Source organism: Paraburkholderia sp., from assembly GCF_047605525.1.
Classification (GTDB): domain Bacteria; phylum Pseudomonadota; class Gammaproteobacteria; order Burkholderiales; family Burkholderiaceae; genus Paraburkholderia.
The window spans coordinates 287,611-312,702 of the sequence record NZ_JASGFN010000001.1; the positions used below are offsets into that span (position 1 = coordinate 287,611).

Below are 25,092 nucleotides of genomic sequence, written 5' to 3' on the forward strand. Positions count from 1 at the left end.
GACGGGCTCACAACCTGGCCGAACGGCCAACGCGAGCCTCCCAACGGTTAGCGGCGTCTGAATTCACACTCGAAATCATGGCTTTACTGAACATCCTCAATTACCCCGACAAGCGGCTGCACAAGATCGCGAAGCCGGTCGCGGAGGTCAACGACCGCATCCGCCGTCTTGTCGCGGACATGGCCGAAACCATGTATGCCGCACCCGGCGTCGGTCTCGCCGCCACCCAGGTGGACGTGCACGAGCGAGTGATCGTGATCGACGTCTCGGAGACTCACGACGAACTGCTCGTGTTCATCAACCCGGAAATCGTCTGGTCGAGCGATGAGAAAAAGTTCTCGGAAGAGGGTTGCCTGTCGGTGCCGGGCATCTACGACAACGTCGAGCGCGCGGAGAAAGTGCGCGTGCGCGCGCTGAACGGGAAGGGCGAAGCCTTCGAGATCGATTGCGAAGGGCTGCTCGCCGTGTGCATCCAGCACGAAATGGATCACCTGATGGGCCGCGTGTTCGTCGAATACCTGTCGCCGCTCAAGCAGACGCGCATCAAGAGCAAGATGAAGAAGCTCGCGCATGCGATGTAACGCGCGCGCTTATCTCGCTACCGATCATTCATGAGCCATTCGTTGCGCGTCATCTTCGCCGGGACGCCGGAATTCGCCGCGGCCGCGCTGGCTGCGATCCATCGCGCCGGTTTTCCGGTGCCGCTCGTGCTGACCCAGCCGGACCGCCCCGCCGGACGCGGCATGAAACTGCAGGCGAGCCCGGTCAAGCGCTATGCGCAGGAGCACGGGCTGGCGGTTGCGCAGCCGACGTCGCTGCGCCGCGCCGGCAAGTATCCGGAGGAAGCCGCCGCCGCGATCGACCAGTTGCGCGCCACGCCGCATGACGTGATGGTGGTCGCCGCGTACGGGCTGATCCTGCCGCAGGAGGTGCTCGATATTCCGCGCTTCGGCTGTATCAACATTCACGCGTCGCTGCTGCCGCGCTGGCGCGGCGCGGCGCCGATTCATCGCGCGATCGAGGCCGGCGACGCGCAAACCGGCATCACGCTGATGCAGATGGATGCCGGCCTCGATACCGGCGCGATGATCTCCGAAGTGCGCACGTCCATTGCAGTCGCCGACACCACCGCCACGCTGCACGACCGCCTCGCCGAGGACGGTGCGCAGTTGATCGTCGACGCACTGATCGAACTCGAGCGGGGCGGCAGACTCGCGTCGACGCCGCAGCCGGCGGACGGCGTGACCTACGCGGAGAAAATCGCCAAGCACGAAGCGGCGCTCGACTGGCGCCGGCCGGCCGAGGCGCTCGCGCGCCAGGTGCGCGCGTTCGATCCATTCCCCGGCGGTGCCGGCACGCTCGAAGACGGCTGCGTCGTGAAGATCTGGGGCGCCGTTGCCGCGCCGGTTTCCGACAGTCAGAAGGCGCCCGGCACCATTACCGACGTTTCGCCCGAAGGCGTGGTCGTGGCGTGCGGCGAAGGCGCGCTGCGTCTGACGCAATTGCAGAAACCCGGCGGCAAGCGCCTGCCGGTGCGCGAATTCCTCGCCGGTTCGACGCTCACCGCGGGACAGCGCTTTCGGCTTCCCGAAGCAGAATAACCGCGTCGCGCATGGCCTGAACATCGTCCATCCGGCCGATGTTCACGGCCCCCGCCGCGAGCCTGCCGCGCGTTAGAATCCTCTATGCAACAGCCAAAGTTTCGAGGGTTCATCACATGTTCGGCATCGTCCATTTCGAGTTTTTCATCGTCGCGGTTTTTCTGCTGAATATCACGCCGGGGCCGGATACGGCTTACATCGTCGGGCGCAGCGTCGCGCAGGGCCGCGGCGCGGGACTGATGTCGGCTCTCGGCATTTCGGCTGGCTGCTGCATTCACTCGCTTGCCTGCGCGTTCGGCCTGACCGCGCTGCTCGCGGCGTCGGCTACGGCGTTCACCGTCGTCAAGTTCATCGGCGCCATTTATCTCGTTTATCTTGGGGTGCGCCTCATTTTCGCGAAGCCGGTGCCGGATGCACCCACGGGGGAAGCGCGCGCGCCGTCCACGCCGAAGTCGCTGCGCCAGCTTTTCCTGCAAGGTTTCTGGACCAACGTGCTGAACCCGAAAGTGGTGCTGTTCTTCGTGTCGTTCTTCCCGCAATTCGTCGCGACGGGCAGCGATCACAAGACGTTCGCGTTCCTCACGCTCGGCGCGGTGTTCGTCGTGATGAGCATGATCTGGAACAGCTTTGTCGCGTGGATCGCGGGCAGCGTGACGCAGCGCTTCTCGGGCAAGCCCACGGTGAAGCGGTGGCTCGATCGCGGTGTCGGCGGCGCATTCGTCGGCCTGGGGATCAAACTCGCCACCACGTCACGATGATTGAATTTTCTTCGACTGCCCTTATCTAACATTTCGCTTACAATCCGGCGCCGCGATCGCGTGGCGCGGAGACGAAGCCCACGCTTGGGGCAAGGAGTTGCAGACATGTTTAATTGGGTTAAAACCGCGATGTTGATGGCCGCGATCACGGCCCTTTTCATCGTGATCGGCGGAATGATCGGCGGCTCGCGCGGCATGATGATCGCGCTCATCATCGCCCTCGGGATGAATTTCTTCTCATACTGGTTTTCCGACAAGATGGTGCTGCGCATGTACAACGCGCAGGAAGTCGACGAAAACAGTGCGCCGCAGTTCTATCGCATGGTGCGCGAGCTCGCCACGCGCGCGAACCTGCCGATGCCGCGCGTGTACCTGATCAACGAAGACGCGCCGAATGCGTTCGCGACCGGCCGCAATCCGGAGCACGCGGCAGTCGCGGCGACTACCGGCATCCTGCGGGTGCTGTCCGAGCGCGAAATGCGCGGCGTGATGGCGCACGAACTCGCGCATGTGAAGCATCGCGACATTCTGATCTCCACGATTTCGGCGACGATGGCCGGCGCGATTTCGGCGTTGGCGAACTTCGCGATGTTTTTCGGCGGCCGCGATGAAAACGGCCGTCCCGCGAACCCGATCGCGAGCATCGCGGTTGCGCTGCTCGCGCCGATTGCCGGCGCGCTGATCCAGATGGCGATTTCGCGTGCGCGCGAATTCGAAGCCGATCGTGGCGGCGCGCAGATTTCCGGCGATCCGCAGGCGCTTGCTTCGGCGCTCGACAAGATTCATCGCTATGCGAGCGGTATTCCGTTCCCGACTGCCGAGGCGCATCCGGCCACCGCGCAGATGATGATCATGAATCCGCTATCGGGCGGCGGCATCGCGAATCTGTTCTCGACGCACCCGGCGACCGAGGAACGTATCGCGCGCCTGATGGAAATGGCGCGCACGGGGCGCTTCGACTGAGTTGCCGGGTCGCCCGCGCGGTAAGCGCGGAATACTGAAAAAGCGAGCCTGCGAGGCCCGCTTTTTTTCGCGCCTTCCGTTGCCGCCGCGCGATAGCGCGGGCGCGCTCAGCCACCCGCGGCAGCCCCCATCCAGCGCCACGCTACAATGTGTGCTGTTTGCGCCGCGCGTTCCGTGCGGCTTGCCTTGGCTCTCTTCATGACCTCAAAGCCTTCTTCGCGTTCTGCTTCTTCGCCGGTGCGTTCGCGCGAATCCCGTTTGTCGACGCTGCATCTGTTGCCCGAATCGCTCGGCTTTGCGCTCGACTGCGCCGCTCAGGCCGTCGGCGCCGTGCGTCTCGGCGCGGCGTTGCCCGCGGCGCTGCAAAGCGTTTTCGTGTCCGTGCCCGAGGGCAATATCGCGGCGGCGCGCGGCGCGGTGCAGGACATCGCGTACCGTACGATGCGGCGGCTCGCGACAGCCGAGTGGCTGATTGCGGAGCTCGTGAAGAAGGCGCCGCCGCCGCATGTTGCCCATGTGCTCGAGTGCGCGCTCGCGCTGCTCGTCGACGACGAAGCGAGCGCCGCCTATACGCCGTTTACGGTGGTCGACCAGGCGGTCAACGCGATCGGTGCGCGGCGCGAATTTGCGTTCGCGAAGGGGCTCGTGAACGCGGTGCTGCGTAACTTCCTGCGCGAGCGCGAAACGCTGCTCGCCGCCGCGCAAACCGACGAAGTCGCGCGCTGGAACTACCCGGCCTGGTGGATCGACGCGGTGAAACGCGCATGGCCCGACGCATGGCGGGCCGTGCTGTCCGCCGGCAATGCGCAAGGTCCGCTCACGCTGCGCGTGAACGCGCGCCAGTCGACGGTCGACGCCTACCTGCAAGTGCTGCAACAACGTCATCAGATTGCGGCGAGCAAAACAGGCGAGCATGCGGTTACGCTCGCCGCGCCGATGCCGGTCGAGCGCATTCCCGGTTTCGACGAAGGCGTCGTGTCCGTGCAGGACGCGGGCGCGCAGCTCGCCGCGCAACTGCTCGGTGCGCGCGACGGCATGCGCGTGCTCGATGCCTGCGCGGCGCCCGGTGGCAAGACCGGTCATCTGCTCGAGCTCGCCAATATCCAGCTCGTCGCGCTCGAAAGCGACACATCGCGCGCGCGCCGCATCGGCGAAAACCTGCGGCGTCTGAAACTCGAAGCGGAAGTGCGCATCGGCGACGCGGGCGCGCCCGCGCAATGGCACGACGATCTCGACCAGCCGTTCGACCGCATTCTCGCCGATGTGCCGTGCTCGGCGTCGGGCATCGTGCGGCGTCATCCGGATATCCGCTGGCTGCGCCGTGCATCCGACATTGCCGCGCTGGTCGCCGAGCAGCGCCGCATTCTCGGCGCGCTGTGGCCGCTCGTGAAACCAGGCGGCGAGTTGCTTTACGTTACGTGCTCGATATTCCCTGAAGAAGGCGAGTTGCAGGCACAGTGGTTTGGAAACAAGTATCAGGATGCGGTACGATTGGACGCGCCGGGGCAACTGTTACCCGCGGTTGCCCGCGCGCCCGCCGACTCATCGGCCGGTTCTCCTGCCGGACAACCCGCTCCACACAGCGAAGAGAACGCCGGCGCGAACTCAGACCACGACGGATTTTTCTACGCGCGCTTTCAGAAACGGTGACCATCAAACGCTTCTTCCCGCTTCGGCTCGCTGCCGTGCTCTGGATCGCGCTGGCCGTCTGGCTTGCAGCGCCGGGCGTGGCGCACGCTGATTCGATCGCGGTACAGCGGGCGTCGCTGCAAGCCGATAACAGCGGCTGGAGTCTCGACGCGCATTTCGAGTTCGAGCTGAACAGCAATCTCGAAGACGCGGTCAATAAAGGCATTCCGCTTTACTTCACGACAGACTTCGAACTGAGCCGGCCGCGCTGGTACTGGTTCGACGAGCAGCCGGTCAGCGTGTCGCAGAGCCTGCGCCTGTCGTTCCAGCCGCTCACGCGCGAGTATCGCGTGTCGAGCGTGTCGTCGGGCGGTTTGCAGCTCGGTTTTTCGACGCTCAAGGACGCGCTCGCGGTGATCAAGCACATCACGTCGTGGCACGTGATCGACCGCAATCAGGTACGCGCCGACGAAACCTATACCGCGTCGGTGCGCATGCAGCTCGATATCGGGCTGATGCCCAAGCCGTTCCAGATCGACGCGGTGAACAACCGCGACTGGAACCTCGCCTCCGACTGGAAGCGTTTTACCTTCACGGCGACCGAACGTGCTAAATAAAGTGCGCTCATCCCCCACCAGCGTCAGCAGCATCGTCGTGCGCGTGCTGGTGTCCACGGTCGCCGTGACGGCCGTGCTGCTGCTCGTGCTGCTGGCCGCCGCGAGCGCGAACACCGAATTCTTCGACCGCTATTACCAGTGGCTGTACGCGGCCAACGTCGCGGTCGCGATGATCTTCCTGCTGGTGGTGACGACACTCGTCATCATCATTGCGGTGCGATTACGCAAAGGCAAATTCGGCACGAGACTGCTCGCGAAACTCGCGTTTTTCATGGCGCTCGTCGGCGTGGTGCCGGGCGGCATCATTTACATCGTGTCGTATCAGTTCGTGTCGCGCAGTATCGAATCGTGGTTCGACGTGAACGTCGAAACCGCGCTCGCGTCGGGGCTGAATCTGGGACGCGGCATGCTCGACGCGTCGCTGTCCGATCTGCAGACGAAGGCGCGCTTGATGTCCGAGCAGCTCGCGACCTCCGATGCGGCCGGCACTACCCTGACGCTACTGCGTCTGCGCGACCAGTTCGGCGTGCAGGATGCGACGATCGTCGAGCCGACGCGCAGCATGTCGGGCGCGACGCCCGACATGCACGTGGTCGCACAGGCCTCCGGCAATTACGCGATGCTGTTGCCGAACGATCTGCCCACGCCGCTGATGATCGAGCAGGCGCGCGGCCGCGGCTATGCGGCGATCGAAGGCGAGGTGGACGGCGATCCGCATGCGCACGGCGGCAAGGGCGCGCTGCGTCTGCGCGTCGTGCAGCGCATTCCCGATTCGAACGCATCGCTGTTGCAGCCTACCGAGCGCTTCCTGCAACTGACGCAACCGGTGTCGCAGACGCTCGCGCGCAACGCCGATTCGGTGCAGCGCGCGTATCGCGAGTATCAGGAGAAGGCGCTCGGCCGCACCGGTTTGCGCAAGATGTACATCGGCACGCTGACGCTGTCGCTGTTTCTCGCGACCTTCATCGCGATGATGCTCGCGCTCGCGCTCGGCAATCAGCTCGCGCGGCCGCTGTTCCTGCTCGCGCAGGGTACGAAGGAAATTACCGAGGGCGACTACACGCCGAAGCGCGAAATCAAGTCGCGCGACGAGCTCGGCTTCCTCACGCAGTCGTTCAACGCGATGACGCGGCAGTTGTCCGAGGCGCGCGCCGCGGTCGAGAAGAACCGCATCGCGCTCGAGCATTCGAAGGCGTATCTGGAAAGCATCCTCGCGAATCTGACCGCGGGCGTGTTCGTGTTCGACCGGCAGTTCCGGCTCACCACCGCGAATCGTGGCGCCGAGCGGATTTTCCGCCAGCCGTTCCAGACCGTGCTCGGTTCGTCGCTCGATCAGATCAGCGTGCTCGGCGAATTCGGCGCGATGGTGCGCAAGGCATTCGCCGACCGCGAGGCGGCGAGCGAAGACGGTCACGACGACAACGGCCACTGGCAGCAGCAGTTCTCGGTGCAGGTGCCCGGAGAAACCGAGCCGCTTACGCTGCTCGTGCGCGGCGCGCGCCTCGTGGCCGCCAACGAGCGCGATGCGGAAGACATGCAGACCTCGGGCTACGTGATCGTGTTCGACGACATCTCCGACGTGATCTCCGCGCAGCGTTCGATTGCGTGGGGCGAAGTCGCGCGGCGTCTCGCGCACGAGATCAAGAATCCGCTCACGCCGATTCAACTGTCGGCCGAGCGTTTGCAGATGAAGCTCTCCGACAAGCTCGCGCCGTCGGATGCGGATGTGCTCAAGCGCGGCGCGACGACGATCGTCAATCAGGTCGCCGCGATGAAGCAGATGGTCGACAATTTCCGCGACTATGCGCGCACGCCGCCCGCGGTGCTCGCGCATTTGCAGCTCAACGATCTGGTCAGCGAAGTGCTGACGCTGTACGGTATCGAGGAAGGCAAGGGTGCGATCCAGGTGGAACTCGCGGCGCTCCCCGCGATTCGCGGCGACGCGACGCAATTGCGCCAGGTGATTCACAACCTGCTGCAGAACGCGCAGGATGCGGTCGCCGAGGTCGCGCATCCGCGTGTTTTGCTCGAGACGAGGACAGTAGAATACGGAGACCCCGACGCGGAGGGCAAAGTGCGCGTCGCGGTACGTCTCACCGTGTCGGATAACGGACCGGGCTTCCCCGCGCGTATCCTCACGCGCGCGTTCGAGCCTTACGTGACGACCAAGGCCAAGGGTACGGGCCTGGGTCTTGCGATGGTCAAGAAGATCGTCGACGAACATGGCGCGCGCATCGATATTCGTAATCGCATGAAAGCCGGCGACGTGATCGAGGGTGCGCAGATTTCGATCCTCTTTCTTCAACTGGCGGACGACACCGCAACGCCCGACGCGCCCGGTACAGGCGCGCATCCGGCGCATGGCGGGGCGTCGCGGGGAACGACAAAAGCAACAGTGCAGACAAGGGCAGCGTAAATGGCAACCATCCTGGTGGTAGATGATGAAATGGGCATCCGGGAATTGCTCTCGGAAATCCTGAGCGACGAGGGTCACGTCGTGGAGGCCGCTGAAAATGCGCAGGAGGCGCGCGAGTTCCGTCTGCGCCAGGCGCCGGACCTGGTGCTGCTCGACATCTGGATGCCCGACACCGACGGCGTGACGCTGCTCAAGGAATGGGCCGCGCAAGGTCAGTTGACGATGCCGGTCATCATGATGTCCGGCCACGCGACCATCGATACCGCGGTCGAAGCCACCAAGATCGGCGCGCTCAACTTCCTCGAAAAACCGATCGCGTTGCAGAAGCTGCTGAAGGCGGTCGAGCAGGGTCTCGCGCGCGGCAATGCGGCGGCCGTGCCGGGTGGTGTCGCCGCGAAGCCGGCCATGCCGGTCAGCGCGTCGACGGTGGCGTCGGCGGCCGCGTTGCCGATGCTGTCGGCCGATGGCGTGAGCGGCGGCGCGCTTGCCGCGCAAACGGCATCGATCTCGTTCGACATTCCGTTGCGCGATGCACGCGATGCGTTCGAGCGCGCGTATTTCGAATATCACCTCGCGCGGGAGAACGGCAGCATGACGCGCGTCGCGGAGAAAACCGGTCTCGAGCGCACGCATCTTTATCGCAAGCTGAAGCAACTCGGCGTCGATCTCGGCAAGAACAAGGGGGAGTAAGCGTCATCCGTTGCTCACAAATGCGGCTCGACGGATTTCTTTGCGAAAGGGCTTGCTGAGTCGAAAACCCTTTGATATAGTTTCGTTCTTCGTTGGCCCGGTAGCTCAGTTGGTAGAGCAGCGGATTGAAAATCCGCGTGTCGGTGGTTCGATTCCGCCCCAGGCCACCAGGATTCAGCCCCAGGAAATCGCAAGATTCCTGGGGCTTTTCCGTTTGGCGGGCAGTCGTTGCTTCGGCTCGCTACGTGGGTCGGGCCGTGCAGCGAGTCGGGGGCGAGGCCGGGCGGCATTGGGTGTCGCGTGATAAAATCCGCGCCAGTTCAAGGACTTGCACGTAAGCGTGGCGTCCGGTTCGCAGCGGCGCAGCGTGCCACGATTCGTGCAACGCGCAGTACCCACCGCACCCAACCCTTCGCCCGACGATCGGCGGTATAAGCGCCCAGCCACGTTCACGCGCAACGCGCGACCTATACTGCTTTGGCCGGCTCTGTGCCGGCACACGTCGCGCCGCGTTGCTTGCATGGCGCACTTCGCGCGAGCGCGACGTGGCACTCTCATTCACGGAGTTTCACGGTGATCCGCAAAGACGCTAAGCGTAGCGCGCTCGTGCTGTTTTCCGGCGGCCAGGATTCCGCCACCTGTCTCGCGTGGGCGCTCGATCGTTACGACATCGTCGAAACGCTCGGCTTCGATTATGGTCAGCGGCATCGCGTCGAGCTCGAGTGCCGTGAAGGGTTCCGTCAGGCCATCACGCGCGCGTTTCCGGCGTGGACCGATCGCCTCGGCGATGACCACCTGATCGATCTGTCGCTGCTCGGTGCGATCAGCGACACCGCGATGACGCGCGAGATCGAGATCGAGGCTTCGGCCAACGGCTTGCCGAACACGTTCGTGCCGGGCCGCAATCTGATGTTCATGACGATCGCCGCGGCCATTGCGTATCGGCGCGGCTTGCAGGTGTTGGTGGGCGGTATGTGCGAGACGGATTTCTCGGGCTATCCCGATTGCCGCGACGATACGATGAAGGCGCTGCAGGTCGCGCTGAATCTCGGCATGGACACGCGCTTCGCGCTCGAGACGCCGCTGATGTGGCTCGACAAGGCCGACACGTGGCGCCTCGCGCACGAGCTTGGTGGTGACGAACTCGTTGAACTGGTGCGCGTCGAGACGCATACGTGCTACGTCGGCGAACGCGCGGAACTGCACGCATGGGGCTTCGGCTGCGGCGAATGCCCGGCATGCCGTTTGCGCAAGCGCGGTTACGAGGCGTACCTCGCCGGCGAAAAGGTCACCGAGCCCGTCTAGGACGTATCCGGCGGCAGTGCGGGGCTCGCGAATCACTCATTTCAGGAATACAGGCAGAAAGCAGCATGACTTACGCGGTCAAGGAAATCTTCTACACGTTGCAGGGCGAGGGCGCGAATGCCGGACGTCCGGCCGTGTTCTGCCGCTTCGCGGGCTGCAATCTGTGGTCGGGTCGCGAAGAGGATCGCGCCGACGCCGTGTGCCGCTTCTGCGATACCGATTTCGTCGGCACGGACGGTGAGAACGGCGGCAAGTACCGCACTGCGGAGGAACTCGTCGCGATGATCGCGTCGCAGTGGCCGCAAGACGAGGGCGAGCGTTTCGTCGTATGCACCGGCGGCGAGCCGATGTTGCAGATCGATCAGCCGCTCGTCGACGCGCTGCACGCGGCCGGCTTCGAAATCGCGATCGAAACCAACGGCTCGCTGCCGGTGCTCGACACGATCGACTGGATCTGCGTGAGCCCGAAGGCCGACGCGCCGCTCGTCGTGACCCGGGGCAACGAACTGAAGGTCGTGATTCCGCAGGACAACCAGCGCCTCGCCGACTACGAAAAGCTCGACTTCGAGTATTTTCTCGTCCAGCCGATGGACGGCCCGTCGCGCGACCTCAACACGAGGCTCGCAATCGACTGGTGCAAGCGCCATCCGCGCTGGCGCCTGTCGATGCAGACCCACAAGTATCTGAACATTCCCTGATTTGCCGTGCTGACGATTACCCGAAAACTCGAATTCGACGCGGGCCACCGCATTCCCGATCACCGCAGCCAGTGCCGTAATCTGCACGGCCATCGCTATGTGCTCGAAATCACGCTGCAAGGCGATCTGGTCGACACCGAAGGCGCGCCCGATCGCGGCATGGTGATGGACTTCGCCGACGTGAAGTCGCTCGCGGTCGAGCATCTGGTCGACAAGTGGGACCACGCGTTTCTCGTCTACGAAGGCGACACGCAGGTGCGTGCCTTTCTCGAAAGCATGGCGGGCCACAAGACGGTCGTGCTCGACCGCATCCCCACCGTCGAAAACCTTGCCGCGATCGCGTTCGAGATGCTCGCGAACGTGTACGACGCGCACTACGGCGTGAACCTGCGTCTGCACAAGGTGCGTCTGTACGAGACGCCGAACTGCTGGGCCGACGTGGTCCGCGACTAACGATTCCCCGCCGCGCGAGGCCGCCCTCGCGTTATTTATTGTCACGGTATGATCGCTTCGATAACCATACGGAGCGAGACATGCCGGTCACCGCATTGCGTCGCAGCAGGCATCGAGGCCGTCAGCGCCCCCGTTCCTGGCTGCTCTCCTATCTGGCCCCGCTTGTGGCCTCGCTTCCAGCCCCGCCTTTGGCCGTTCTCCGGGCCCTTCCGCTGGCCTCCGCCTTGCCCTGTCCTCTGACCGCGAACCCACGCGAGGCCGGCCGATGAGCACGTTCACCAATCCCCTCAAGCAACGTCTGAAGGAAAGCACGCCGCTGTTTGGACTGTGGCTGTCGCTCGGCAGCGACGCGGCGGCCGAAGCGCTCGCGCATGCGGGCTTCGACTGGCTGCTGATCGACATGGAGCACGCGCCGAACGATAGCGGCGGCGTCGAGTCGCAACTGCGCGCGATCGCGGCTGCGCATCTGCCGAGCGAGCCCGTGGTGCGCGTGCCGGCGACCGAGCCGTGGCTCGTCAAACGCGTGCTGGACGCCGGCGCGCGCACGCTGATGTTCCCGAACATCGAATCGGCGGAGGACGCGGCACGTGCCGTGCGTCTCACCCAATATCCGACAGCCGGGGCGCTCGACGGCCAGCGCGGCGTCGCGGGCGTCGTGCGCGCGGCCGGCTATGGCATGCGGCGCGACTACGTGCAGACGGCCAATGCGCAGATCGCGACGATCGTGCAGATCGAATCGGCGCGTGGCCTGGAGGAAGTCGAGAAGATCGCGGCGACGCCGGGCGTCGACTGTCTGTTCGTCGGACCCGCGGATCTGGCCGCGAGTCTCGGTCATCTCGGCGACGCGAAGCATGCCGACGTGCAGGCCGCGATGGCGCGGATCGTCAGCGCCGCGGAGAAGGCCGGCATCGCCGCGGGCATTTTCGCGATGGACGTGGCGGGCGCGCGGCAGCATCGCGACGCCGGCTTTCGCTTCGTCGCGCTGGCCGCCGACGTCATCTGGATGTTGCGCGCGACCCGTCAGGCATTACAGGAGGTGAGGTCATGAACGGCAGAGTGCAGGGCGCCGCGGGACGGATCGCGGCGCATGTTGCCGCGCGGGTGGCCATCGTGGCGGCGCTGCTTGCGAGTGGCGCGACGGATTTCGCGTACGCGCAGGACCGCGTCGCGAAGTCGAACGATCCGCAGACGCAAACCGCGGTCGCCGATTACAACGCCGGCAATCTCGGCGCGGCGCTGACCGAGTTCCGTCAGGCCGCCGAGCGCGGTAGCCGGCTCGCCGAATTCAATTACGCGATGATGCTGCTCAACGGCGAGGGCACGCCGGTCAACGTCGACGAAGGCAAGAAGTGGCTGCGCAAGGCCGCCGACGCGAACATGTCGCACGCGCAGTACGTGTACGGCAAGATGTACGACGATGGCGAGTTCGTCGAGCGCGATCCGGTCGAGGCGCATCGCTGGTTCCTGAAGGCAGCCGAGCAGGGACACGTGCAGGCGCAGCTCGCGCTGGCCAACCAGTTTCTCGACGGACGCGGCACCGGGCGGGACAACAAGCAGGCGTTCGTCTGGTACAAGAAGGCCGCGCAAGGCGGCGACATGACCGCGCAGTACGTGACCGGCTCGTTCTATGAACGCGGCGGCGATGGCGTCGACAGGAATCTGAACGTCGCGCGCGCGTATTACGCGGCGGCGGCCGCGCAGGGCGATCCGGCGGCGCGTCTGAAGTATCAGCAGTTGAGCGCGCAGTTGCGGGAGCAGAAGGAAGTGAAGCCGCAGTAAAGAAAAGGGCGCCCGGTGATGACGAGCGCCCTTTCTGCTTTTCCGGCTGTGTGCTTGTATGTGCTTGGTGTGTGCCTGTGCGTCGCTAGCTCTGCATCAGCCGCTTCTGCCGCGCGACACTCATGATGAGGCCGACCGCGACGCCCAGGGTCGTCAGCGCGGTGCCGCCGTAACTCATGAACGGCAACGGCACGCCGACCACCGGCAGGATCCCGCTCACCATGCCGATATTGACGAACGCATAGGTGAAGAACGCCATCGTCAATGATCCGGCCAGTAATCGCCCGAACAGGGTCGCGCCATTGGCCGCGATGTAGAGCCCTCGCGCGATCAACAGCATATAGAGCGTGAGCAGCACGATCCCGCCCGCTAGACCGAACTCCTCGGAGAACACCGCGAAGATGAAGTCCGTGTGCTTCTCGGGGATGAATTCCAGATGCGCCTGCGTGCCCTTCAGCCAGCCCTTGCCGAGCGGGCCGCCGGAGCCGATCGCGATCACCGCCTGGATCGTGTGGAAGCCCTTGCCGAGCGGGTCGGAGGTGGGGTCGAGCAGCGTGCAGATACGGTGCTTCTGATAGTCGTGCATCAGCGGCCACTGCACCTCGGGCTGACAGATCTTGTCCTGAAACGCCGCGATCGATACGACCGCGATCACGCCCGCGATCAGCACCGGGACGATCAGCTTGAAGCTCAGTCCCGCGAAGTAAATCACGAACAGGCCGGCCGCGAACACGAGCACCGCGGTGCCGAGGTCGGGCTGTTTCGCGATCAGGCCGACCGGCACCGCGAGGATCACGAAGCCGACCAGATAGTCGTACCAGCGCATCACGCCTTCGCGACGCTGGTAGTACCAGGCGAGCATCAGCGGTGTCGCGATCTTCAGGATCTCCGACGGCTGGATCACGACGCCGACGTTGATCCAGCGCTTTGCGCCCTTGCGTGTGAGGCCGAACATCGCGACCGCGACCAGTAACGCGATCCCGCATGTATAAAGCGGGACCGCGAAGCGCATCAGCGTATTGGGCGGCACGTTGGCGAGTGCCCACATCAGCACGAACGTCAGCAGGATGTTGCGCAACTGGTCTTCGACGCGGCCGGGCATGTCGAGGCTTGCGCTGTACAGCGTGACGATGCCGACGCACAGCAGCAGAAACACGATCAGTGCGAGCGGGCGATCGAAGCCCGCGAACATCTGTTTGATGCGGTCGAGCGAGGCGCGCTTGTCGAATTGCATGCCTTTCTCCTTATTCGTCGATGCCGCCGGCGGCCGGCCGGCGCGGCGACGCATCCTGAGCCGCGTCTTCGCGCGACGGCGCGACGACAGTCGGCACCGGTTCGCTCGCCGGACGCGGTTTATGCGGCGCGCTGGGTGAACGCGACGCGGGTTTCTTCGCGGCGCTCGCCGAAGCAGGTCTGGCTGCCGACGCTGCGTGCGCTGCCGTGGCCGAAGCAGCGACCGGAGCGGCGACCGACGCCGCCACTGGCGCGGAGGCGCCATCCGCCGCCGAAGCCGCAACAGCCGCCGAAGCGCCCGACGCCGCGCCGGCGGCGGCCGCATCCGACGCCCCCGGCATCGGCAGCGCCGTAAAGCCCGCCGCGATTTTGAGCGGCTGCGCGCCTTCGCGTGAAGGCGGCGTATCGCCGACCTGCGGCGCGGACGCGTCGAGCGTCGCCGAAGCCGCCGCCGCGACGGCCGCCGCCTCGGCACCCGGCTTGTTCCTGCCGACCAGGTAGTAGTCGAGCACCTTGCGCGCGATCGGACCGGCCGCTTCCGCGCCCCAGCCGCCGTTTTCGACGATCAGCGCGAGTGCGATCTTCGGCTGCTCGGCCGGCGCGAAGGCGATGAACAGCGCGTGGTCGCGCAGATGCTCGGCGAGTGCGTGACCCTTGTAGTTCGCGCCCTGTAGCGAGTACACCTGCGCGGTACCGGTCTTGCCGGCTGCCTGATACGGCGCGCCGATGAACAGCTTGGACGCCGTGCCGTTCGTCACGACGCCTACCATCGCGCGCTTGATGAAGTCGATGTCGGCCTGCTTGACCGCGATCCTGTCGCTCGGATCGCGCACGACCGGGCGCGTTTCCTTCGTGATCGGATTCTCGATGTCGCGCACGAGGTGCGGCTTCATCACGATGCCGTTGTTCGCGAGCGTGGCCGTTGCGTGGGCGAGCTGAAGAATCGTGAATGAGTTGTAGCCCTGGCCGATGCCGAGGCTGACCGTCTCGCCTTCGTACCACTTCTGCTGTTCGGGGCGGCGATACGCGTGGCGCTTCCAGTCGGTCGACGGCAGGATGCCCTTCGCCTCGCCGGCGATGTCGATGCCGGTGATCTGCCCGAAGCCCCACGGCTTCATGAAATTCGCGATGTTGTTCACGCCGAGGTCGTGCGCGAGCATGTAGAAATACGTGTCGTTCGACACGACGATCGCGCGGTTCATGTCGACCCAGCCCTGCCCCGAGCGCACGTCGTTGCGGAACGTGTGGCCGCCGAACGTGTAGTAGCCGGGGTCCTGGAAGCCCCAACTGGTCGTGCGCTTGTGCAGCGTCAGCGCGGCGAGCGCCATGAACGGCTTGTAGGTCGAGCCCGGCGGGTAGGTGCCGTGCAGCGGGCGGTTCAGCAGCGGATGATCGGGCGAGTTGTTGAGCTCGTCCCAGGTCTGCTGGTCGATGCCGTCGACGAACGAATTCGGATCGAAGCTCGGCGCCGACACGAACGCGAGCACGTCGCCGGTCGACGGCTCGATTGCGACGAGCGCGCCGCGGCGGCCGGCGAATGCCTGCTCGGCGACCTGCTGCAAACCGATGTCGATCGATAACTGGAGATTGTTGCCGGGCGTGGCTTGCGTGCGCGACAGCGTGCGCACCGGCCGGCCGCCCGCCGTCACCTCGACTTCCTCGAAACCGGTCTGGCCGTGCAGCTCGGTCTCGTAGCTCTGCTCGACGCCGATCTTGCCGATGTAGTCGGTGCCCTTGTAGTTGTTCGCGTCGAGGCGCGGATCGTAGTGGTCCGGATCGCTGTCGTTCTGGTCGCTCGCGTCGTCGATGCGCTCCTGATCGCGCTGCGAAATCCGGCCGATGTAGCCGATCACGTGCGCGGCGGTCGGCCCGAGCGGGTACTGGCGGAACAGACGCGCGCGCACCTCGACGCCGGGGAAGCGGAAGCGCTGCGCGGTGAAGCGCGCGACTTCGTCGTCGGTCAGGCGGGTACGGATCGGCAGGCTTTCGAAGTTCTTCGAATCTTCCTGGAGCTTCTTGAAGCGGCGGCGGTCGCGCGCGTCGATCGACACGACGGTCGCGAGGTTGTCGATCACGTTGTCGAGCGAGTCGTTCAGCTTCGAGGGCGTGATTTCGAGCGTGAAGGCCGAGTAGTTCTTCGCGAGCACGACGCCGTTGCGGTCGGTGATGATGCCGCGGTTCGGCACGATCGGCGCGACGGAGATGCGGTTCTCGTCGGCCTGCAGCGAGTACTTGCTGTAGTGCCAGACCTGCAGGAACAGGAAGCGGAAACCGATCAGCCCGAAGCAGACGAACACGAACAGGCCCGCCGCCGCGACGCGCAGGCGGAATTTCGTGAGCTGCTGCTGAGTGTCCTTGAATTCGGTCATGCGATTCTGCAAAAGGCCGGCTCGCGGCCATCAAGAGTGTGCGCCCAACCGGGCCGCGGGCCGGCGGGTCCGATGCGGGATCAAATAGGCCGCGTGTCGTCCGGATCGGCCGGGCGGCGCTGCGGCATCAACAGCAGCATGCTCGCGATCGGCCACAGCACGGCTTCGACGAAACCGTCGATCAGATAACCCCAGCCCGGAAACGCCGCGCCCGTCAGCAGACGGATCACGAACGGCACCAGTTGCGCGACGACCAGCAGCGGCATCACCGCGAACGCCTGCACGCCGAGCGACATCCACAGCACGCGGCGATGGATCGTGATCGCGCCGTACGACAGCAGCGTGTACGCGAGCGCGTGTTCGCCGAGCAGGCTCGCGTTGTGCACGTCCATCAGCAGGCCGAGCAGGAATGCGATGCCCATGCCGACCTTGCGCGGCTGGTGCACGTTCCAGAACAGCAGCACGAGCGCGACGAAGTCGGGTACGCCAGCCAGACGCCCCCACGGCATCAGGTTCAGCAGGAACGCGGCGGCGAGGCTGAAGGCGATGAAGTACGGGTTGACCGGCTGCAGGATGTATTGCGGGCGATTCATGGCTGAGCCCCCGACGCGGCCTGCGGCTTCACGTTCTTCGCGGCGGCCGGTTTTTCGGCCTTCTTCGCGGTCACGGATTTCTCGGGCTGCTTTTCCGGCTTCTTCTCCGCGGCGGCGGCCTTGGCGGGCGCTTTTTCGGCGCCTTTTTCCGGCGATTTTGCCGTGGGCTTGTCGGCTGCGGCCTTGTCGCCCGCCCTGGTCGCGGATTTATCCGCCGCGCCCTTGCCGTCCGTGACCTTGCCGCCCTTCTTCCCTTTCGCCTCTTTCGCGACCGTGGCCGCGTCGGGTTCGTCGGCCGGCCGCGGCGGCACGTCGTTCGCGACATGCAGCACGAGCAGTTGACGCGCGCCGCGCACCGCCGCGACGGGCTGGCAGACCACGCGCGCGAATGCGGTATCGGCCTGCTTGTCGACGCGCACGACCTTCGCGACCGGCAGCCCCGGCGGATACACGCCGTCGAGTCCGCTCGTGACGAGTTCGTCGCCGGCCTGCACGTCGGCGCTGATCGGCACGAAGCGCAAATCGAGCGAGTCGCCCTTCGGCGTGCCGTAGATCACGCTGCGCAGACCGGTGCGCAGGATTTCCACCGGTACCGCCTGATCCTTGTCCGTGAGCAGCGTGACTTCGGCCTGCAGCGGGAATACCCGCGTGACCTGGCCGATCACGCCGTCCTCGTTGACGACCGGCGAGCCGTTCTGGATGCCCTGTTGCGCGCCGCGTCCGATCACGACTTTCTGCGTGAACGGATCGCGCGTGTCGTACTGGATTTCGGCGGGCAGCGATTGCGTGGTGAGGTGTTGCGACAGTTGCAGCAGCGCGCGCAGATGGCCGTTTTCGGCGGCAAGCGACGCGGCGGTGTTGGCCTGCTGTGACAGCAGCAGATCTTTCGCGCGCAGCTTTTCGTTTTCGCTGCGCAGCGTAGCGCTGGTCACGGCGAGATCGGCGGCGCCCATGAAAATATCGCGCGGTACGAGGGCCGCGCGTTGCAACGGATAGAGACCCGCGCCGAGCACGCCGCGGACGATCTCAAGCGTCTGGAAGCGGGCATCGGAGATCAGCAGGGCGATCGCCAGCACGACGAAGAACACCAGTCGTGCGAGAGCGGAGGGGCCTTGCTTGAACAGGGGCGGCGGACTGTATTCCATGGTCGGCGCCGGGGGCGTGAGCGGTTGGGTGAGACGGCGGCGCGCGATGGACGCACGCTCAGTACGCGGCGGCTGGTTTACCCAGCCAACGGCAAAGCGGCCCGCAAGGGGCCGTGTGCCAGATCCGCGCTACAGACATGGGAAAAAAGCTCGCCTACTCGTACGAGAAGATGCTGCCGAGCTTGTCCATGCGCTCGAGCGCCATGCCCGAGCCGCGCACGACGCAGGTCAGCGGGTCTTCGGCGACGAGCACCGGCAGGCCGGTTTCCTCGGCGAGCAGGCGGTCCAGGTCGCGCAGCAGCGCGCCGCCGCCGGTGAGCATCATGCCGCGCTCGGCGATGTCGGCGCCGAGTTCCGGCGGCGTTTGCTCGAGTGCGATCTTCACCGACGACACGATCTGGTTCAGCGGATCGGTGAGGGCTTCGAGAATTTCGTTGCTGGAGATCGTGAAGCTGCGCGGAATGCCTTCCGACAGATTGCGGCCCTTCACTTCCATTTCCTTGACTTCGGAGCCGGGGAACGCGGAACCGATTTCCTTCTTGATGGCTTCGGCGGTCTGCTCGCCGATCAGCATGCCGTAGTTGCGGCGGATGTAGTTGACGATCGCTTCGTCGAACTTGTCGCCGCCGACGCGCACCGAGCCTTTGTACACGATGCCGCCGAGCGAGATCACGCCGACTTCGGTGGTGCCGCCGCCGATGTCGACGACCATCGAACCGGTGGCTTCCGAGACGGGCAGGCCCGCGCCGATCGCGGCGGCCATCGGTTCCTCGATCAGATAGACCTGCGAAGCGCCGGCGCCGTGCGCGGCTTCCTTGATCGCGCGGCGCTCGACCTGGGTCGAGCCGCACGGCACGCAGATGATGATGCGCGGCGACGGCGAGAACATGCGCGATTCGTGTGCCGTCTTGATGAACTGCTTGATCATCTGTTCGGTGACGGTGAAGTCGGCGATCACGCCGTCCTTCATCGGGCGGATCGCCTCGATGTTGCCCGGCACCTTGCCGAGCATCTGCTTGGCTTCCTTGCCGACTGCCTGGATGGTTTTCTTGCCGTTGGGCCCGCCTTCCTGGCGGATCGACACGACCGACGGTTCGTCGAGCACGATGCCCTTGCCGCGCATGTAGATAAGCGTGTTGGCGGTGCCGAGGTCAATCGCCAGATCGTTGGAGAAGTAGCTGCGCAAAAAACCGAACATTCAAAATCCTGTCTCGCTGGGGGCCGGGCCTCGCACCGTATGCGTAGGGCGGCAGCGGAATAAATAACAGCTTCAACCCGGCGGAAGCGGCGCCACGGGAACTTGAAGCTGCGAGGGGGTCTACCGGAGGCCGTTGCAAAGCCAGGGTGGAAAGCGCCGGACGTTCCTGGGATTGTCCGTAAGGCCCTGGTAAGTCGGTCCGGGTTTGGGTCGAACGCGTAATGATACCTTATAATTTTGGATGTTTTGCAGGAAACGGAGGGCACTTTTTGCCGCCGTCGCTCCTTTTTCGGCATTGTCCTATCGTGACGTAACCCGCTGTTACAACGCGGTTTTTTAAAGTGTTGCGACACTCCACCTCTTCCCGGTGACTGCATGGCTCTGACCCTGACCGATGTCAAACGCATCGCGCATCTCGCGCGGCTCGAACTCGCCGACGCCGACGCCGAGCACACCCGTACCCGGCTCAATGATTTTTTCGGCCTTGTCGAGCAGATGCAGGCGGTCGATACCACCGGCATCGCGCCGCTTGCCCACCCGATCGAGCAGATCGAAGACGTCGCGCTGCGTCTGCGTGACGACGCCGTCACCGAGACGGTCGAGCGCGAGGCTTTCCAGCGCCCCGCGCCGGCCGTCCAGGACGGCTTGTACCTCGTGCCGAAGGTGATCGAATAAGACCCGCCGGGCAGGCGGGCCTGGCCCCGGTGCGCGGTTTGCCGCGCGCTTTGCCGGCCTGCCTGCCGGCGGGCAGCCGAACGCCTCCACGGCAGCGTGACCGCTGCCGCGCTTTCCAGGATAAAACGCAATGCATGAAAAAAGTCTGACCGAACTGCGCGCCGCGCTCGCGGCCAGGGAATGCTCCGCAGTCGAACTGGCGCAGTCGTACCTGAAGCGGATCGACGCGGCCAATGGCCTGAACGCATTCATCCAGGTCGATCCCGAATTGACGCTCGCCCAGGCGAAAGCCGCCGACGCGCTGCTGCACACCGGCCACGCCGGCCCGCTCGCCGGCCTGCCGATCGCCCACAAGGACGTGTTCGTCACGAAGGGCTGGCGCTCCACAGCCGGCTCGAAGATGCTCGCGAACTACGAAAGCCCGTTCGACGCGACCGTGGTCGCGCGCCTGCAGAAAGCCGGCATGGTGTGCGTGGGCAAGACCAATATGGACGAATTCGCAATGGGCTCGTCCAACGAGAATTCTTATTTCGGCCCGGTGCAGAACCCGTGGGACCGCAAGGCGGTGCCGGGCGGCTCGTCGGGCGGCTCGGCTGCGGCGGTGGCCGCGCGTCTCGCGCCCGCCGCGACCGGTACCGACACCGGCGGCTCGATCCGTCAGCCGGCTTCGTTTTCGGGCGTGACCGGCATCAAGCCGACGTACGGCCGCGTGTCCCGCTACGGGATGATCGCGTTCGCGTCGTCGCTCGATCAGGCCGGTCCGATGGCGCAAAGCGCCGCCGATTGCGCGACGCTGCTCAACGCAATGGCCGGCTTCGACGAGCGCGACTCGACGAGCCTCGCGCGCGAAGACGAAGACTACACGCGCTACCTCGGCAAGTCGTGGCAGGAAGGTGGGGACGGCGCGGGCAAGCCGCTCGCCGGCCTGCGCATCGGCCTGCCGAAGGAGTACTTCGGCGCGGGTCTCGCCGACGACGTGCGCGCGTCGATCGACGCCGCGCTGAAGCAATACGAAGCGCTCGGCGCGACGCTCGTCGAGGTGTCGCTGCCGAAAACCGAACTGTCGATTCCGGTCTACTACGTGATCGCGCCGGCGGAAGCGTCGTCGAACCTGTCGCGTTTCGACGGCGTGCGCTTCGGCCATCGCGCGGCCGAATACCGCGATCTGCTCGACATGTACAAGAAATCGCGCGCCGAAGGCTTCGGCCCGGAAGTGAAGCGCCGCATTCTGGTCGGCGCGTACGTGCTGTCGCACGGCTACTACGACGCGTACTACCTGCAGGCGCAGAAGATCCGCCGCATCATCGCGCAGGACTTCCAGGAAGCGTTCAAACAGTGCGACGTGATCATGGGACCGGTCGCGCCGTCGGTGGCGTGGGACCTCGGCGCGAAGGGCGACGATCCGGTGCAGATGTATCTGGCCGACATCTACACGCTGTCGGTGAGCCTCGCCGGCCTGCCGGGCATGAGCGTGCCGTGCGGCTTCGGCGCGGGTGCCAACGCGCGGCGTCCGGTCGGTCTGCAGATCATCGGCAACTATTTCAACGAAGCCCGAATGCTGCAGGTGGCCGACGCGTTCCAGCGCGCGACCGGCTGGCATCGGCAGGCACCGGCGGGAGTGTGAGCGCCATGACCAAACAATGGGAAGTCGTGATCGGTCTGGAGACCCACACGCAACTGTCGACTCAATCGAAGATTTTCTCGGGCGCCGCCACGCAATTCGGCGCCGCGCCGAACACCCAGGCCTGCCCCGTCGATCTGGCGTTGCCGGGCACGTTGCCGGTGATGAACCGCGGCGCCGTCGAGCGCGCGATCCAGCTCGGCCTCGCGATCGGCGCGAAGATCGCGCCGCGCAGCATCTTCGCGCGCAAGAATTACTTCTACCCCGATCTGCCGAAGGGCTATCAGATCAGCCAGTACGAAATCCCCGTCGTGCAGGGCGGCCAGGTGACCATTCAGGTGCCGGCCAATGAAAAGACGGGCAGCGCGGCGTACGAGAAAACCATCAACCTGACGCGCGCCCACCTCGAGGAAGACGCGGGCAAGTCGCTGCACGAAGACTTCGCGGGCATGACCGGCATCGACCTGAATCGCGCCGGCACGCCCTTGCTCGAAATCGTCACCGAGCCGGAAATGCGCAGCGCGGCCGAAGCGGTCGCCTATGCGAAGACGCTGCACACGCTCGTCATGTGGCTCGGCATCTGCGACGGCAACATGCAGGAAGGTTCGTTCCGCTGCGACGCGAACGTGTCGGTGCGCCCGGTCGGTCAGAAGGAATTCGGCACCCGCGCCGAGATCAAGAACCTGAACTCGTTCCGCTTCCTCGAAGAAGCGATCCAGTACGAAGTGCGCCGTCAGATCGAACTGATCGAAGACGGCGGCACCGTGGAGCAGGAAACGCGTCTGTACGATCCGGACAAGCGCGAAACGCGCCCGATGCGCAGCAAGGAAGACGCGCAGGATTATCGTTACTTCCCCGATCCCGACCTGATGCCGCTCGTGATCGACGCGGCGTGGATCGAACGCGTGAAGAGCGAAATGCCGGAATTGCCGGAAGCGATCCAGCGGCGCTTCGTGTCGCAATACGGCCTCACGCCGTACGATGCGAACGTGCTGACGTCGAGCAAGGCGATGGCCGCGTACTACGAAGCAGTGGTCGCCAAGGTCGGCCCGGCCAATGCGAAGGTCGCGGCGAACTGGCTGATGGGTGAAGTCGCGTCGCAACTGAATCGCGAAGGCCTGGACATTTCCGCATGCCCGGTGTCGGCCGCGCAGCTTGCGCTGGTGCTGCAACGCATTGCCGACGGCACGATCTCGAACAAGATCGCGAAGGAAATTTTCCTTGCGATCTGGGAAGAGAAGGCCACCGACGAAGGCGCCGCCGATCGCATCATCGAGGCGAAGGGTTTGAAGCAGATTTCGGATACCGGCGCGCTCGAAGCGATCATCGACGAAGTGCTGGCCGCGAACCAGAAGTCGGTCGACGAATTCCGCGCCGGCAAGGAGAAGGCGTTCAACGCGCTGATCGGCCAGGCGATGAAGGCGACCAAAGGCAAGGCCAACCCGGCGCAGGTCAATGAGTTGCTGAAGAAGAAGCTGTCCTGAGTTGAAGCTTGACGCGCCAGGGCCGGGCGTGCGCGCCTGAGCCATCACGAGCCGTTGCCGGATCGAAAGCAGGGCAACGGCCCGTTTTATCTTGCGGAGCCGCCTGAACCGCCCAAACGCGCATACAGACGCAGACAAGCGCAGACCACGGAGTGTATGTATGTCGAAGCAACCCGATCTCGACGATTTCCGCGTGCCGTATTTCGACGACGGCAAAAAGAAAACCTCCTTCTCGCTCGACGATTTCGACCCGGCCGCGAAGCCGTTCTCGAAGGGCTCGAAAGAGGCGGATCGCGCGCGATTATCGGAGATCGGTTTGCAGCTCGACAACCTGCAGGAGCGGCTGCACGCGCAACGCAAGCGCCGCGTGCTGCTGGTGCTGCAAGGGATGGACACGAGCGGCAAGGACGGCACGATCCGCGCGGTGTTTCACGAAGTCGATCCGCTCGGCCTGCGCGTCGTGCCGTTCAAGGCGCCGACGCCGGTCGAGCTCGCGCACGACTTCCTGTGGCGCGTGCATTCGCAGGTGCCCGCGGCCGGCGAGCTGACGATCTTCAACCGCAGCCACTACGAAGACCTGCTCGTGCCGGCCGTGCTCGGCGAACTCGACGCCGACGCGTTCGAGCGGCGCTGCCGCCATATCCGCCAGTTCGAGGACATGCTCGCGGACAGCGGCACGACGATTCTCAAGTGCATGCTGCACATTTCGAAGGACGAGCAGCGCGCGCGTCTGCAGGCGCGTATCGACGATCCACAGAAGCACTGGAAATTCGACGTGTCCGATCTCGAGGCGCGCAAGGAGTGGGACGCCTATCAGTCGGCGTATCGCGACGCGCTCGCCGCGACGTCGACCGGGTACGCGCCGTGGTACGTGATTCCCGCCGACTCGAAGACCCATCGCAACGTGATGGTCGCCGAATTGCTGGTGCGCGCGCTCGATGCGCTGAATCTCGAGTATCCGCCCGCGAAGGAATCGCTGAAGGGCGTCAAGGTCGAGTGAATCAAGGTCGAGTGAAAACGGCCGGGCCCTTTGGCTTCGGAAATGAATCGAACATAAGAGGAACGACATGTTGCGTGTGATTACCGCCAACCTGAACGGCATTCGCTCGGCGGCGAAGAAGGGCTTTTTCGACTGGTTCGGCGAACAGAAGGCCGACGTGCTGTGCGTGCAGGAAATCAAATGCTCGCAGGACGACATGACGCCGGAATTTCTCGCGCCGCACGGTTTCACCGGTTATTTCCAGCATGCGGTGAAGAAGGGCTATAGCGGCGCGGGCGTCTACACGCGTCACGAGCCGGACGAAGTGGTGATCGGCTTCGGCAGCGAGGAGTTCGATCCGGAAGGGCGCTATGTCGAACTGCGCTTCGGCAAGCTGTCGGTGATCTCGGTGTACGTGCCGTCCGGTTCGAGCGGCGAGGAGCGTCAGCAGGCCAAGTTCCGCTTCATGGACGAATTCATGCCGCATCTCGCCGAACTGTCTCAGGAGCGCGAGGTGATCGTGTGCGGCGACGTGAACATCGTCCACAAGGAAATCGACATCAAGAACTGGAAGAGCAACCAGAAGAACTCCGGTTGCCTGCCGGAAGAGCGCGCGTGGCTCGACAAACTGTTCGACGACGTCGGTTATGTCGACGTGTTCCGCACGCTCGATCAACGCCCGGAACAGTACACATGGTGGAGCAATCGCGGCCAGGCGTATGCGAAGAACGTCGGGTGGCGGATCGACTACCAGATCGCGACGCCGGGCATCGCGGGCAAGGCGAAGCGCACCGACGTGTTCCGCGACATCAAGTTCAGCGACCATGCGCCGCTGACCGTCGATTACGACCACAAGGTCAGGAAGTAAGCACGCCGCGGCGCTCGC

The 25,092-nt window shown here is 64.9% G+C and carries 23 protein-coding genes and 1 tRNA gene; 19 read left to right on the plus strand and 5 right to left on the minus strand.

The window, feature by feature from the left end:
• Positions 1–77: 77 nt before the first annotated feature.
• From def to QM685_RS01415, 14 genes are all read left to right on the plus strand, one after another.
• The gene (def, locus tag QM685_RS01350) at positions 78–581 is read left to right on the plus strand and encodes a peptide deformylase (RefSeq protein ID WP_415112047.1); all 504 of its coding nucleotides are present in this window, start codon (positions 78–80) and stop codon (positions 579–581) included.
• 30 nt (positions 582–611) lie between these two features.
• A complete protein-coding gene (gene fmt, locus QM685_RS01355; protein ID WP_415112048.1) occupies positions 612–1,601 on the plus strand; it encodes a methionyl-tRNA formyltransferase in 990 nt (329 codons plus the stop codon).
• Positions 1,602–1,717: 116 nt separating this feature from the next.
• Positions 1,718–2,359 carry a LysE family translocator gene (locus QM685_RS01360; protein WP_415112049.1) on the plus strand — a complete coding sequence of 214 codons (642 nt, stop codon included), beginning with the start codon at positions 1,718–1,720 and terminating at the stop codon, positions 2,357–2,359.
• Positions 2,360–2,464: 105 nt separating this feature from the next.
• Positions 2,465–3,322 (plus strand): zinc metalloprotease HtpX, encoded by an 858-nt coding sequence (htpX, locus tag QM685_RS01365; RefSeq protein WP_415112050.1) that lies wholly within the window; start codon positions 2,465–2,467, stop codon positions 3,320–3,322.
• A 198-nt stretch (positions 3,323–3,520) separates the two neighbouring features.
• Complete coding sequence (rsmB, locus tag QM685_RS01370) at positions 3,521–4,972, plus strand: 16S rRNA (cytosine(967)-C(5))-methyltransferase RsmB (protein ID WP_415112051.1); 1,452 nt, start codon at positions 3,521–3,523, stop codon at positions 4,970–4,972.
• On the plus strand, positions 4,969–5,568 hold the full coding sequence (locus QM685_RS01375; RefSeq protein ID WP_415112052.1) for a DUF4390 domain-containing protein: 600 nt from the start codon (positions 4,969–4,971) through the stop codon (positions 5,566–5,568). The genes rsmB and QM685_RS01375 overlap by 4 nt, the downstream gene beginning before the upstream one ends.
• The gene (locus QM685_RS01380) at positions 5,558–7,984 is read left to right on the plus strand and encodes an ATP-binding protein (protein WP_415112053.1); all 2,427 of its coding nucleotides are present in this window, start codon (positions 5,558–5,560) and stop codon (positions 7,982–7,984) included. Before QM685_RS01375 ends, QM685_RS01380 begins: the two co-directional genes overlap by 11 nt.
• Complete coding sequence (gene esaR / locus QM685_RS01385) at positions 7,985–8,674, plus strand: response regulator transcription factor EsaR (RefSeq protein WP_415112054.1); 690 nt, start codon at positions 7,985–7,987, stop codon at positions 8,672–8,674.
• A 94-nt stretch (positions 8,675–8,768) separates the two neighbouring features.
• Positions 8,769–8,844: transfer RNA gene (locus QM685_RS01390), tRNA-Phe, on the plus strand.
• Between the two features lie 403 nt (positions 8,845–9,247).
• Positions 9,248–9,979 carry a 7-cyano-7-deazaguanine synthase QueC gene (gene queC / locus QM685_RS01395; protein WP_415112055.1) on the plus strand — a complete coding sequence of 244 codons (732 nt, stop codon included), beginning with the start codon at positions 9,248–9,250 and terminating at the stop codon, positions 9,977–9,979.
• Positions 9,980–10,044: 65 nt separating this feature from the next.
• Entirely contained in the window at positions 10,045–10,677 is a 633-nt protein-coding gene (gene queE, locus QM685_RS01400) for a 7-carboxy-7-deazaguanine synthase (RefSeq protein WP_415112056.1), read from the plus strand.
• A 9-nt stretch (positions 10,678–10,686) separates the two neighbouring features.
• The gene (queD, locus tag QM685_RS01405) at positions 10,687–11,130 is read left to right on the plus strand and encodes a 6-carboxytetrahydropterin synthase QueD (RefSeq protein WP_415112309.1); all 444 of its coding nucleotides are present in this window, start codon (positions 10,687–10,689) and stop codon (positions 11,128–11,130) included.
• A gap of 265 nt (positions 11,131–11,395) precedes the next feature.
• Positions 11,396–12,178, plus strand: a complete 783-nt coding sequence (locus QM685_RS01410; RefSeq protein WP_415112057.1) for an HpcH/HpaI aldolase family protein — start codon at positions 11,396–11,398, stop codon at positions 12,176–12,178.
• Positions 12,175–12,909 carry a tetratricopeptide repeat protein gene (locus QM685_RS01415; protein WP_415112058.1) on the plus strand — a complete coding sequence of 245 codons (735 nt, stop codon included), beginning with the start codon at positions 12,175–12,177 and terminating at the stop codon, positions 12,907–12,909. Before QM685_RS01410 ends, QM685_RS01415 begins: the two co-directional genes overlap by 4 nt.
• An 85-nt stretch (positions 12,910–12,994) precedes the next feature.
• Here the strand turns inward: QM685_RS01415 and rodA are convergent, their stop codons facing one another.
• The 5 genes from rodA to QM685_RS01440 all read right to left on the minus strand — a co-directional run bounded on the left by rodA (position 12,995) and on the right by QM685_RS01440 (position 19,447).
• Complete coding sequence (gene rodA / locus QM685_RS01420) at positions 12,995–14,143, minus strand: rod shape-determining protein RodA (protein WP_415112059.1); 1,149 nt, start codon at positions 14,141–14,143, stop codon at positions 12,995–12,997.
• Between the two features lie 10 nt (positions 14,144–14,153).
• Positions 14,154–16,511 carry a penicillin-binding protein 2 gene (gene mrdA, locus QM685_RS01425; protein WP_415112060.1) on the minus strand — a complete coding sequence of 786 codons (2,358 nt, stop codon included), beginning with the start codon at positions 16,509–16,511 and terminating at the stop codon, positions 14,154–14,156.
• Positions 16,512–16,591: 80 nt separating this feature from the next.
• Positions 16,592–17,104, minus strand: a complete 513-nt coding sequence (mreD, locus tag QM685_RS01430; RefSeq protein ID WP_415112061.1) for a rod shape-determining protein MreD — start codon at positions 17,102–17,104, stop codon at positions 16,592–16,594.
• The gene (gene mreC / locus QM685_RS01435; RefSeq protein ID WP_415112062.1) at positions 17,101–18,249 is read right to left on the minus strand and encodes a rod shape-determining protein MreC; all 1,149 of its coding nucleotides are present in this window, start codon (positions 18,247–18,249) and stop codon (positions 17,101–17,103) included. Before mreC ends, mreD begins: the two co-directional genes overlap by 4 nt.
• Before the next feature lie 154 nt (positions 18,250–18,403).
• On the minus strand, positions 18,404–19,447 hold the full coding sequence (locus QM685_RS01440; protein ID WP_004189550.1) for a rod shape-determining protein: 1,044 nt from the start codon (positions 19,445–19,447) through the stop codon (positions 18,404–18,406).
• 375 nt (positions 19,448–19,822) lie between these two features.
• Here QM685_RS01440 and gatC point away from each other — a divergent pair, with 375 nt between their 5' ends.
• The 5 genes from gatC to QM685_RS01465 all read left to right on the plus strand — a co-directional run bounded on the left by gatC (position 19,823) and on the right by QM685_RS01465 (position 25,074).
• Complete coding sequence (gene gatC / locus QM685_RS01445; protein ID WP_415112063.1) at positions 19,823–20,122, plus strand: Asp-tRNA(Asn)/Glu-tRNA(Gln) amidotransferase subunit GatC; 300 nt, start codon at positions 19,823–19,825, stop codon at positions 20,120–20,122.
• A 130-nt stretch (positions 20,123–20,252) separates the two neighbouring features.
• Positions 20,253–21,746: an Asp-tRNA(Asn)/Glu-tRNA(Gln) amidotransferase subunit GatA gene (gene gatA / locus QM685_RS01450; protein WP_415112064.1), complete on the plus strand. Its 1,494-nt coding sequence runs from the start codon at positions 20,253–20,255 to the stop codon at positions 21,744–21,746.
• A gap of 5 nt (positions 21,747–21,751) precedes the next feature.
• Positions 21,752–23,227 (plus strand): Asp-tRNA(Asn)/Glu-tRNA(Gln) amidotransferase subunit GatB, encoded by a 1,476-nt coding sequence (gene gatB, locus QM685_RS01455; RefSeq protein ID WP_415112065.1) that lies wholly within the window; start codon positions 21,752–21,754, stop codon positions 23,225–23,227.
• A 160-nt stretch (positions 23,228–23,387) separates the two neighbouring features.
• Positions 23,388–24,227, plus strand: coding sequence for a PPK2 family polyphosphate kinase (locus QM685_RS01460; RefSeq protein WP_415112066.1), 840 nt, complete (start codon positions 23,388–23,390; stop codon positions 24,225–24,227).
• A gap of 67 nt (positions 24,228–24,294) precedes the next feature.
• Complete coding sequence (locus QM685_RS01465) at positions 24,295–25,074, plus strand: exodeoxyribonuclease III (protein WP_415112067.1); 780 nt, start codon at positions 24,295–24,297, stop codon at positions 25,072–25,074.
• Positions 25,075–25,092 lie beyond the last annotated feature (18 nt).